Genomic DNA, 12542 nt, shown 5'->3' with positions numbered 1-12542 from the left:
CACAAAATTAAACCAATTGTGTAACAAACTCTTAACAACACCTACTAACTATTTAATAGATAAAATTGCTAAAACATATTTCGTATGCTCACAATAAAAAATTTAAATAAAACGTATCCAAATGGAACCAAGGCTCTAAATAATGTTAATCTAACATTAGAAAAAGGAATGTTTGGTTTATTAGGTCCTAACGGTGCTGGAAAATCTACATTAATGAGAACGATTGCAACACTGCAATTGGCTGATACTGGATCTATTGATTTTGATGGCATTGACGTTTTTAAACAACCAGAAGAGTTACGAAAAGTATTAGGATATTTACCGCAAGACTTTGGGGTTTATCCTAAGGTTTCTGCAGAGATGATGCTTAATCACATTGCTAAAGTAAAAGGAATTACCAATAGCACAGAACGAAAAGGATATGTTGCTGATTTATTAAACAAAGTAAACTTATATAAATTTAGAGATCGTAATCTTGGTGACTATTCTGGAGGAATGCGACAACGTTTTGGAATCGCTCAAGCTTTATTAGGAAATCCAAAATTAATTATTGTTGATGAACCTACTGCTGGTTTAGATCCATTAGAGCGTAATCGTTTCCACAACCTACTAAGTGAATTAGGAGAAAACGCTGTGGTTATACTTTCTACACATATCGTTGATGATGTAACAAATCTATGTGAACATATGGCGGTATTTAATGAAGGAACTATACTAGCACAAGGAAATCCGCAAGAACTTTCTGCTACTTTGGATGGGAAAATATTTAAAAAGCAAATAGAAAAATCGCAATTACAACAATATCAAAATAAATACACTGTACTCTCCAATTATCTTAGAGGAGGTCAGTTTTTTGTCAATATATACAGCGAAAATACTCCTGAAGAAGGTTTCGAAAAAATGAATAATGGTTTAGAAGAATTCTATTTCTATAGTATCAACCAAAATCAAGAACAGGAGGCATAATTATGAAAGAAATATTCTTATTCGAATTACAGTATCGGTTCCGTAGGCCTGCTACCTGGATTTATGCTGGATTAGGTATGTTAATGGCGGGTTTATTAGCATATTTAATGCAATCATCTACTGCTCAGTTTGTAAACAGTCCCAATAATATTGCTGAGATTATTGGTCCTATTTCTGTTATTTCTATTTTCTTTTATGCAGCTATAATGGGTGTTCCCATATTTAGAGATCAAGATCATAAAACAGCACAAACCTATTTTACCTTTCCAATTACACAAAAGTCCTATGTATTAGGCAGATTCTTTGGTAGTTTTACTATTGTTTCGTTACTAAATATCTTTATTGTCCTTGGAGCGATTATTGGATTTACAATGGGTATGTTAGCCGAAAGACCGGATTATGGAGATTATGATGTTTTTAATATATCATCCTACCTACTGCCTTTTATATTTTTATTACAAGTTAATGCATTTTTAATTGGTGCATTATTCTTTTCTCTTATGGCTTTTTTTAGAAAAATGTCAATTATATATTTAGGAGGGATATGCCTTTTGCTATTGTATACATTAGCTGGTAACTTTTTAGGTGATATTGATAATGAATGGTTAAGTGTGTATTTAGATCCCTTTGGAGGAGAGGCATGGAGCTATGTGAAAAAATATTGGTCAATAAATGAACTAAATACCAATCAATTGCCAATTTATGGTAAGTTTTTATTAAATCGAATGATTTGGCTAGGAATTGGTATTGCATTTTTTCTGATTGCATTTTTTAGATTCGATTATAAAAAATTTCTTGTTTCTAGCAGTAAATCTAAAAAAGTAAATACTGATGAATACGTTCCATCTATGATTAGTTCAATTAATCAGGTATTTAACAAAAAAACAGCTAGAAAGAATTTGTGGTCTTTAAGTAAAATTGAGTTCTTATCGATAATTAAAGACCCTGTTTTTTTAGTTTTGGTTATAATCGGAGTTGTAACATCTATCATTCTTATCTACTTTAATAATGAAACCTATGGAACCCCTAATCTTCCAATTACTAGATATATAATTGATAATATTACCGTTGGAATCACATTACTATCCATAGTAATTTTAATTATTTATGCAGGAGAAGCTGTTCATAGAACGCGTAAAAATAAAACTTTTGTTTTTTATGATGCTTTACCAATAAGCAACCAAAGTTTATACTTTTCTAAAGTATTATCACTAATAGGAATCTCATTAGTATTGACATTAATCCATATTTTGATTGGTATTTTATATCAGACATTTAATGGTTATTTTGATTATGATCTAGGCACATATATTACCTATAATTTCATGATCACCTTTACCAATTTTTTAATGACTACCCTACTAGCGTTTTTTATCCATGTATTGGTCAATAATAAGTTTCTAGGATATTTTATCGTTATATTGATTTATATTGGATCCCCTCTATTAATAACTTTAGCCTTTAAAAGCGACAACCCATTGATTCGTTTCAGAGGAACTACACCTTTTTTTATAAGTGATCTCAACGAATTTGGTCACTATCTTAAAGGTATTTTTTGGTTAAAATTATATTGGATTTTACTAACCGCCATTCTTTTATTAATCGGAATGTTGTTTTGGACACGAGGATTCTTTTCTTCTGCAAAAGAAAGACTAACGCTCGCTAAAAGAAGGTTGAACTTTAAGATGGTTGGAGCGCTAATGATGGTTATTATTGCTTTTGTATCCGTAGCTGGCTATAGTTATTACAACCTAAAAGTTTTAAATACTATTGAGGATGGTGATTTCTTTAACAAAATAGCAGCAGAAGCTGAAAAAAAATACTCAAGACTTATTGATCAACCACATCTGCAAGTAACTGACCTCAAAGCTTACATTGACGTTTTTCCTGAAAAAAGAAATGTAAAGGTAAAAGGAAAATTTAAACTGATAAATAATTATGAAACCGCAATCGACACCATGTTGTTACAATTACAATATGGTAACGAGCATACTTCATTAGAAGATGTTATTTATAACAACAAAAAAGTCTATCCAGTGATAATAGATTCTGTTAACCGTATGTACTTTTACAAACTACCAAATACGATGCTACCAGGAGATAAAGCTGAATTGATTATTGATATCTCAGCGGAAACCAAAGGGTTCGCTAATCGGAGAGAAACCCAAATATTAAATAATGGATCTTTCTTCGATAGCTCTATTTTCCCAAAGTTTCATTATGATAGAAGTATTATTGATAATGGAATCCGAAAAAAATACGGATTAAAAAAATTAGATTATTTGTTTCCTCCGAGAACAGATTCTATAGCATTAAAGAAAAATTTATTCAATGAAGATGCAAACTATATTAATTTTGAAGCTGTGGTCAGTACCTCATCAGATCAGATTGCTATTGCACCTGGTAAATTAGTAAAAGAATGGAAGGATAATGACAGATCATATTTTCATTATGACTTAGAGTCTCAGACTGATTTGTTCTTTAATGTTGTTTCTGCCAGATATGATGTAGAACAATCCATTTGGACAGCTCCAAGTGGAAAAAAAGTGGATATAGAAATCTATCATTCTCCCAAACATAAAAGAAACCTTAAATACTTTATTGATGGAACGAAAGCTGGCTTAGAATATTTTTCTCGGAATTTTCATGAATACCCAAATTCAGTTCTGAGAATTGTAGAGTTTCCTGCGCATGCAACTTTTGCACAGTCTTTTGCAACTACAATTCCATATTCCGAAAATTTTGGATTTTCTGCCGATTTTGACAAGGCAAAAGATTTTAACTATGCTTTTCGTGTAACCACACATGAGGTAGCACATCAGTGGTGGGGACATATTGTAACACCAAGCAAAACTTCTGGAGCCAATATTATTTCTGAAACTTTAGCCGAATACTCTTCATTAATGACTATGAAAAAGGAATATGGAGAAAATGGCATCAAAAACTTTCTAAAATATTCTCTAGATAATTATTTAAGTAATAGAGCTTTTAGTTTTAAACCGGAACGTTCTTTAATAAATGTAGAAACAGCGCAACACATTTGGTATCGTAAAGGTTCTATGATCATGTATGAATTACAAGATATTATTGGTGAAGAAAAAATCAACAAAGCATTAAAAAGATTCTTAGATGAGTATAAAAATTTCGAAAAAGGAGTATATCCTACTTCAGAAAATTTATATGATGCAATTTATCGTGTAACTCCAGATTCTCTTAAATATGCTGTAAAAGATGGTTTTAAGGAGATTGTTTTATATGAAAACAGAATCCGAAAAGCCAAAACCAAGAAACTAGAAAACGGTACGTATGAAACTACATTTACAGTTGATTCTAAAAAAATCTATTATGATGATGAAGGAAAAGAAGAACGCACCGACGATAAAACAAATTATATAGAAATTGGATTATTTGGTAAAGACATTGTAGATGATCAAGAAGTGCCACTTAAAAACCCATATTATCTAGAACGAAAATGGTTACAACCAGGAGAAAATACGTTCACCATTATAACGGATAAAAAACCTGAAAAAGCAGGAATTGACCCATACAACAAGCTAATAGACAGAAATTCTAATGACAATTTAGGAGGAATAGAAGAATAAAATGTTTTAATATCTAAAAATTAAAACAACAAGATGTCTCTTGTAAAAATTTAGTTAGTTAAATGTCGAAAATCACGATATGAAACAATAGTTTCGATCGTGATTTTCTTTTTATCATAATTTCATTATAGACAGAATTTCAGAAATCATTATAAAAATCTAATATCGCTTGTAAACCTAAGAAAAGAATTCCATAAATCTTTTACTACACCCATTAAAAATTAACATTACTAGAGTCTATATTATTACTTATACGACATTCACAAAAAAACCTTCTGTAATCATATAATAAATAAACTCCTCAGCAAGATCTTTTTTTAGATAATGATATAAATCATTTAATCGAAAAATTTCGAGATTATTCAAAAATGAATAATCTCCTTCTAATACTATAACCTTATTATTATGTCTAAACTCAGTTGAATTATCTAAAGGTTCCATTACTACTTGTTTTCGCATGAAATAATATTGATCGGAATTTTGAATGTCTAATTCAAGTAAAGAATTAAGATATAAATCTCTGGAACTGTATTTATTTCCCTTATTTTTCTCCCTGATATTTAAAATTGAACTTTTGACAGTATATTTCTTTACTTCTTCGATTAATTTATCTTGAATAATATTTACGTTCGATGTAAGAGTCTTGGTAAAAAAAGGTTCGGATTTTATTATTGATTCTAATATTTCTCTAGCAATATCTCTATTTGTAAATGGGTAAATGCTTACTGTAATGTGTAGAGAGTTTTTTTCGGAATAAACCTTATGCGCGTAACCTCTAGGTAAATAAAGCAGATCCCCTTGGTTTAGAGTGATTTTTTGGGGGGTATTGTGCTCCAGATCAACCAATAAGCTATCATATGAATAATCAACAGGATATAATTTTTCAATACCTGGATATAATTCCCATATTTTTGAACCATATATCTGTATTATGAAGACTTCCTGAGTATCATAATGCAAAGGAAAAGCTTGATTATTTTCTGGAGTTAAATACACATTACTTGATATAAAATCTATGAATGGAATGTTTTCCATTATATCTTTTTCAAAATTCAAAATATTTCTTTCTATACGCGATAATCCATCTAAAACTATTGAATATCCTTCTTTAAACTTTTCAAAAATATCATCAATAGAAATGATATGTTCATTATTGTATTTATCAAAGTTGCTATATTTTCTGAAATCAATACTTTCATCACATTTAGCTAATTTTAGATATTTGGGTGTATGAATATTATTATTAAGCGTTTTGTCAAACTTTAATAAAGAATACATTTTAGCATAAAAATCCGGATTTTTTCTCTTAATATGAAGGTACTTCTGAGAGTAAAAATTATCAATAAAATCCGATAATTTAAAAGGTGATATTAAATCTTCAAAGTTTATGTAACTCATTGTTTAATATTTAAAAATTTCTGTTTTTTTAAGTAATATGATGCATTCAAATAGGATTTATATTCATGTAATCGTTGTTTATTTTTAAAGTGCCTATTTAAGCTCATATGAATCAAACTAGTTATATAATCATATTTTCTATTCTTATCAGAATTCAAAAAACCTTCGTTTATCATTATAAAAAAATCTTTAGGAACGTCAAAAGAATGATGAAATATGCGAAAATCATCTTGTAAGTTTCTTACTTTGGACATTATATCTTTTTTTTGTTTAGAATTAAGCTTCAATTCTGAAGAGAATGCCCTAATGTTATACTCGCATAATTTAATCTTATCATTAATGTTTAATTCAAATTTTTCGAAATAGTATAGAATTCTATTAACTCCAATCATCATTTCATTTTGTTCCTCATTTCTTGATAGTCGATTAATATAATCCTTCGAATCTGCTATAAATATTGTTTCTGTTAATTTTAAAAGTTCTTTACCTCCGTATCTATTTAATTCTTGTAAGTATGGGACAATTTTATATGTTGTTATCCAAGAATTTTTGACAAGAAAGTCTACTATATTCATAATCTTCTTTCTTCTAACGAAATCTTCTGAATCAATTTTAAATCTAAAACGGATATGATTGTTTGGATAGTTATATCTAACAAAAAAGAAATCTAAAATCTCTGTAAATACAGAAAATTTCTGAATTATATCACATTCTATACTAGTGTTACAATATATTTCAATACAAAACCAATCTGAAATTAAAGAAGCATTCGTTATGTAATCTTTTTCAAATAGAAATCTATTGAAATTTGGTTGCTTCCTTTGGTAATTAACTTTGTTTTTCACTACTGACAACAATTCGTGAGATAATCCTTCTTTTTCTTCATTCTGAACTATAGAATCGTAAGAATTATAAATTAATTCACTAACATATAAGATTCTGTGTTTATTTAAAGATTTGTATAATATCATTAAATCCTCATTATTTGATATCTCAATTATCAGATTGCCTTTACTATCAGGAATAACTAGATTCTTTTCAATTTTATATTGGTCTAATTTTTTAAATAAAACTGTTTTAAACTCCTCAAAATCATTATAATCTCCAGCTGTTAACAACAGCTGCGAAGGGTACAAAAGAGTATATTCATCTAGAAATATTCTAGGAACAAACGGTATTAATAAATCAATATGATTATTTAAATCGAAGCTTAAAGAATATATTTCAGCATTTTGATATTGTAAATCGCAAAGAAACTGGTATACAAGATTTGATATTTTAGAATAATCAATAGCAGAAGTTAATCTTGGAACTACTGTTTTTTTTAATGATTTTGAATATAAATGAAAATCATTACCATCAAAATGTAGAAATAAATCTTTTAACTGAATATTTCTGTCATCCGTAGGCACTGTATTTACAGAAATACTATAATCATAGTATTTTTTTCTGGCAAGTATATTAATCGCCCGAGCTTGTGGAACTAGATTTATTTCTGCTAAAACGCTATCCTTGTAATTAGACTTTTCAAAACCCGCTACTTCTCTACAAAGCTCCTCTGTAGTATTGTTAAACCTGGTAATTAAATTTAAACCATTAGCACCACCCATTGATTTAATATAACAAATTTGTTTTTTGCTTTTTTTACATTCTAAAATTTCAAAAATAACTCCAAAAGTTTTTAGTTCTTTTGGAATAATTGCCTCATTTTTAAGTGTATTATTATCTGTTTGTAATATTAGATCATCGTTTGATTGTATACACAATTGAGCTAAAATATCTCTACTAAATTTATTAGGCTTCGATTCCAAATCTTCATAATTCATTCCATAATTAGAGTCAAAAACCTTATTTAATGGGGTTAAACCATCGCAAAATGTATGATAGAATTTATTTCCAAATTTTTTTAATTTATCATTAATTGGAGTGTGTTTACTATTAACAAGAGAAAATTGGATATACTTAATCAAACTCTTCTGAATTCGTCTATTAATACCACCATTAAAAGAACTAAAAGATGTTGTTGAAAAAGCTTTTGAATAATCTCCAAGTTCATTTTTTAAATTCTTGAAATCATTTTCAATTGATTTTATAATTGGAGATAAATCTTGATTTTTAGTGATAGGTCTTTTTGCAAAATTTGATAGAAATTCAGATTTGAGATTACCCGTCTTAATTTCTTTATTATATGGAAATAGAAATTTATCAGAAATTATCATTCCAATATCAAACAATTGTAGCAAATAAGATTTTATACTATCCTCATCATAATCATTTATTTTTGTTAATTCGAACAAGACGTCATCAATAGTCTTTCCTGAATAAAACTTAGTCAAGATAAAATTAATATCATCGTCATAATCAAGTTCAATATATTTTGTTTCCAAATATCCACTTTCTTTAAATAAAGATCGTTCAAACCCCATTCTATTATTGTCAAATAATCTTATGGAAGGGTTTGGATAGAATTTATAGCTGTCTATATTCTCGTCTAATGTTTTAATAGAAATTTTATTAAGCAAAAAATTATCATAACAAGAATCAATGATTAAATTATTATTTTTATTGATAATTGTTTCTTCAGTATTAAAAGGAATAATACCTACTGAACTAAATATCCCAAATGGCACAGGATTAAAATGTGCTCTTTTAAAATATTTAGACAACGTTTTTCTAGTTTTGTTATTTATTTTTAGATTATCGTGCAGGTCATATGAAGCTATTAGAACTGATAGCTTGAATAAATCATTAGTATTATAAAAACCAAGAATATCTTTGTGATTTACTCTGTAATTGTCAATACTAAAGTTATTTGACCTAACAACAACTTGCTTAAGAAAGGAAATTTTTAGCATAGATTTAAATATTTGACCCAGGAAAGATCGGTTTTATTAGATAATGCTAATAAGATTAAACCTAGACCTGAAGCTCCTTCCAAAACATTAATTTCTTCAATGTAATTTTTTCCTTCAAAAGCCTTAAATGTTTGATAATTCTCCGTTTGTTCTTCTATTTTATCAATCCAAAAATTTAGAATTTTATCATTAGATAAATTCCTGTCTCTTATATATAAAAAATATTGCAAAAATATCCCCGAACTACCATGACATATGCCGAAATCCTTAATCCCAGTTTGATTAAACGGTATTTTGAATGTATCTTCTAAAATTAAAATACCTTCTTCTATAATTTTCGTGTCATTTAATAGATTGCCGCAATTAATCATGGTGTATCCAATTCCTATATCTCCTTGACACCAGGCCAATCTACTTTTTACTGTTCTCAATTGATCTATATTATGAAAATTAGGATATTTATGAATTTCCTTTCCTTTATATTGATTCAAGAATTCTAATAAAGCACTAATAGCATCATAGACTTTTTGGTTTTTGATCTGTAAAAGATTTGATAAAAAGACGATATGAGAAAGAATACCGCTCACACCGTGTGCTAATCCAAAATAATATGCTTTTGAACCATCCCATTCGCGCATTTCAATTACATTATTAAGATTATTATTTATTTTCGTCAAAAGAGTATTAAAATACTGATCTAAAAAAACATAAGCCTTTCTATTTTTAGTCAAAGAATATTTTTCGGCAAAATATAGACTGATTCCTATAGCTCCGTGTAGTAAATCGTAATTATCATTTTTTTCCTCAATTTTTAAGGCGTTAACTAAGATTGTTTCAATATCTTGAAAATATTCTTCCGTAATATTTACTATTTTATTACACCGTAAAAGAGCAATGCCATATCCTGTTAAACCAGAACACATGGTGGGCAAAACATCTTTTTGTGATATGATATTATTTATTTTAGTTATGATATATGTCATTTTATCTTCTAAATCATTTTTTTCGATAAAAGTTTGACTTTCTAACAATTCTTGATAAAATAATAAAATGCCCGATAATCCATTTAGTAGTCCAATTCTTTCTTCTTTCTGAACACCTCTCCAGACAAATTCTTCAATATGATATAAACTTTTTGCCATAATTAATTGCAATTTGTAAAACCTATAAACTTAAGGTCAAGGTCTTTGATATTTACTGATTTGGCTCGTTGTTGTTTTAAGTTAAAACCTCTTTTCATATTCATCAAAGGTCTCTTAATCGGTTTAGTGTCATTATATGAGATGTCATTCGAAACTAAAGTTTTAGTGTTAAAAAAAGATTTACAAGTACTATTACCCCCCTCATAACAGCGCTCAAAACTATTTGCAATCTGAAAAAGATTAATGAAATATTTACCATTGATCTCCTTATAGGTCTGAGTTATTTTGTGTGTAGAACTGACGGTATAATTGGCTCTTTTCGGTTTATATTTTTCTCTCACAATACAATGTTCGTATTTTACGATAGCATAAGATTCTGAGTCTATATAAATAAGTCCAGACGAATTTTTAGGTGCTGGATACCCATAGCCTGTAGAATATGCACCAGGTTTATTGTTTACAAATTGGATTTCATAAACCTTTTTTTTATTATAAATTTTACTACCGATAAGTTTTAAATCATAGGATGATGTTCTATATAATACATTGGACTTGCTTAAAATAATGTCTTTATTTAAAGTAATCCATAAGTCACCTACTCCTCGCCATTTTTCTTTACTATATTTATCTGGCAAGTACGAAAGTTTCAATATTTCAGCAAATATGTTATTCTCAACCGTATTTGAACCATACAGACCTTTCGAGTTATATGTGTCGATTAGGGCTTCTTCATAAAAAGAGGGATTATTATCTTTATCAAATCCTTCAACCTTATATTTAAAAATTTGATTATAGGGGTTTTGAACATAATTATCTCTTATTCTTTTTTTTGCTTCTTTCATTATTTTAGTAGCTGTTAATTTTCTTTTTGATAAAATCACTACCTGATCAAGCTCAGTAATTTTATCTTTTTTTAGGTATATTTTTTCTAAAGATTTTATAGAATCAAAATTAATACTACTGGTAATGTAGCCAATTCCAGAAAAAGAGATAACTCCTTTGTTTTTTATTTGATCTCCAACGGATATCGAAAAAAACCCATTCTCATCTGAAACGCTACTTCTATTACTAACATTAAAATAAATATCGGCATATGGAATCGGCTTTTTGGTTTCCACATCCAATACGAAACCTTTAAAAGTTTTTATATCATCTACAGGGTCCTCCGACAAACTGTTTTCTTCTGAATAATCATTTTTTTTTGGAGGATACATTTCTGGCACAAAACATATTCCATCATATACATTGGACCAATTCGCTAAAATGGGTAGATATCCTAAATTAGATGAATACAGTTCTTCATTATTGAAATTATCAAGATCCACATAAGAAGTAGTTCCATTGTTTTCGTTTAATTTTTTTTCAATACTATTTTCAGGAGGTAATACAATAGGAATGATTTTGTCGTGTAATCCTAAATAATTTCCTTGAAAAGAAGTAAAAGCTATACAGTAAAGGGTGTTTTGATATTTTTTTTTCAAAAAATACCCCATAGGCTTAGCTAATTGTAATTCTTTGATTTCGTTTATTTGTTCTTTTAAGGAAACTTGATTGTGTCCAATGATTTTTTTTTCTTGAACATATATTTTCCTTATATAATCTTCTGTTTGCTCGGTGTACTTAAAATTAAAAACTTCGTTTCCGAAATGATAGTTTGCACCCCAGAGAATAAACTTTTCGTTAGGGTATAAATTTTTTAAAAAGAAAAAATTATTTGCCATTTGTAGGTCTCTTTCGTTTTGTACGGGTAATTTTTCGTCAAGTTGTGCAGCATATAAAGATTTTAAATCATTGATAGCACTTTTGTAGGATTGGACGATTACCTTTTCTTTAATTCTCTTGTTTTCTATAGCATCTAAAAAACCTAAGATTTTCAAAAGTTCCTGTGTAACTTTGTTAAACTCCTCAGATTGATATAAATATTCCTCAAAATCATTAATTACTAATAGTTTTTCTATTTTTTCTAAGTTCTTTTCTGAAACCTTAATATTCCTATCTCTCATCATAATTCTTAAATCCTGTATAAAATAATTTTTAAACAATGTTGAACCCTGTGAATCAAATCCCAAAATTTTCATTTCTTTATGAGCTAGAACATAATCTAATAACTCCTTGAAAGCTTTGGTTTCAGACCAGATAGAATATATTCCTTTTTTATATACAGATATAGGTTCTTTTCCTGAAGAATACAGTTCATAAGCCTTGTACACGTCGTACAGGCCACTTTCGAAAGCAACTATTTTAAAACCAAGATGTTGATGTAAATATTTAATCAATTTTACTTTTTCATCAAATGTAGCTCCATCTCCATGTGTTTGTTCCCCTAGCAGTACAATGTCTACTGAAGCAAAATCAACGTCAGAAAAAAACGTATTTCGATTTTGAGAATATACGTATTGTATATTCAGAAAAATTAGGATAGGAAATAGAGTATGTTTTGATTTTAAAATAAATTTCATAAATACTTTTTTTAGATAAATTTAATAGTTTGTTTTTTTAATAATATGAAATTACAAATTGTGTTAAAGTGTTTTTGATATTAAATGTTTTGACATAAAAAAAACAAGTTATTAGAACAA

At 28.2% G+C, this 12542-nt stretch carries 6 protein-coding genes; 2 read left to right on the top strand and 4 right to left on the bottom strand.

Annotation, left to right across the window (positions count from 1 at the left end; genetic code table 11):
- The first annotated feature begins 84 nt into the window (after positions 1-84).
- Both D1815_RS17460 and D1815_RS17455 read left to right on the top strand, forming a co-directional pair.
- A complete protein-coding gene (locus D1815_RS17460) occupies positions 85-966 on the top strand; it encodes an ABC transporter ATP-binding protein (protein ID WP_118388560.1) in 882 nt (293 codons plus the stop codon).
- A gap of 2 nt (positions 967-968) precedes the next feature.
- On the top strand, positions 969-4568 hold the full coding sequence (locus tag D1815_RS17455; RefSeq protein WP_118388558.1) for a M1 family aminopeptidase: 3600 nt from the start codon (positions 969-971) through the stop codon (positions 4566-4568).
- A gap of 249 nt (positions 4569-4817) precedes the next feature.
- On the opposite strand, the gene D1815_RS17450 is transcribed toward D1815_RS17455, so the two are convergent.
- From D1815_RS17450 to D1815_RS17435, 4 genes are read right to left on the bottom strand one after another with little or no spacing between them, the layout of a single operon-like run.
- Positions 4818-5966 (bottom strand): JmjC domain-containing protein, encoded by a 1149-nt coding sequence (locus D1815_RS17450; RefSeq protein ID WP_118388556.1) that lies wholly within the window; start codon positions 5964-5966, stop codon positions 4818-4820.
- On the bottom strand, positions 5963-8821 hold the full coding sequence (locus D1815_RS17445; RefSeq protein WP_118388554.1) for a thiopeptide-type bacteriocin biosynthesis protein: 2859 nt from the start codon (positions 8819-8821) through the stop codon (positions 5963-5965). The genes D1815_RS17450 and D1815_RS17445 overlap by 4 nt, the downstream gene beginning before the upstream one ends.
- On the bottom strand, positions 8815-9963 hold the full coding sequence (locus D1815_RS17440) for a lanthionine synthetase LanC family protein (RefSeq protein WP_118388552.1): 1149 nt from the start codon (positions 9961-9963) through the stop codon (positions 8815-8817). Before D1815_RS17440 ends, D1815_RS17445 begins: the two co-directional genes overlap by 7 nt.
- Before the next feature lie 2 nt (positions 9964-9965).
- Positions 9966-12422 (bottom strand): erythromycin esterase family protein, encoded by a 2457-nt coding sequence (locus tag D1815_RS17435; RefSeq protein ID WP_118388550.1) that lies wholly within the window; start codon positions 12420-12422, stop codon positions 9966-9968.
- Positions 12423-12542 lie beyond the last annotated feature (120 nt).

The organism is Aquimarina sp. AD1 (assembly GCF_003443695.1).
In the GTDB taxonomy this organism is placed as follows: domain Bacteria; phylum Bacteroidota; class Bacteroidia; order Flavobacteriales; family Flavobacteriaceae; genus Aquimarina; species Aquimarina latercula.
Note: the sequence above shows the minus strand (reverse complement) of the source record. Positions and strands in the feature narration are given on the sequence as shown.

Excerpts from the sequence above, each read along its gene's own strand:
- D1815_RS17460 (WP_118388560.1), top strand. The coding sequence starts at position 85 with ATGCTCACAATAAAAAATTTAAATAAAACGTATCCAAATGGAACCAAG.
- D1815_RS17455 (WP_118388558.1), top strand. The coding sequence starts at position 969 with ATGAAAGAAATATTCTTATTCGAATTACAGTATCGGTTCCGTAGGCCT.
- D1815_RS17450 (WP_118388556.1), bottom strand. The coding sequence starts at position 5,966 with ATGAGTTACATAAACTTTGAAGATTTAATATCACCTTTTAAATTATCG.
- D1815_RS17445 (WP_118388554.1), bottom strand. The coding sequence starts at position 8,821 with ATGCTAAAAATTTCCTTTCTTAAGCAAGTTGTTGTTAGGTCAAATAAC.
- D1815_RS17440 (WP_118388552.1), bottom strand. The coding sequence starts at position 9,963 with ATGGCAAAAAGTTTATATCATATTGAAGAATTTGTCTGGAGAGGTGTT.
- D1815_RS17435 (WP_118388550.1), bottom strand. The coding sequence starts at position 12,422 with ATGAAATTTATTTTAAAATCAAAACATACTCTATTTCCTATCCTAATT.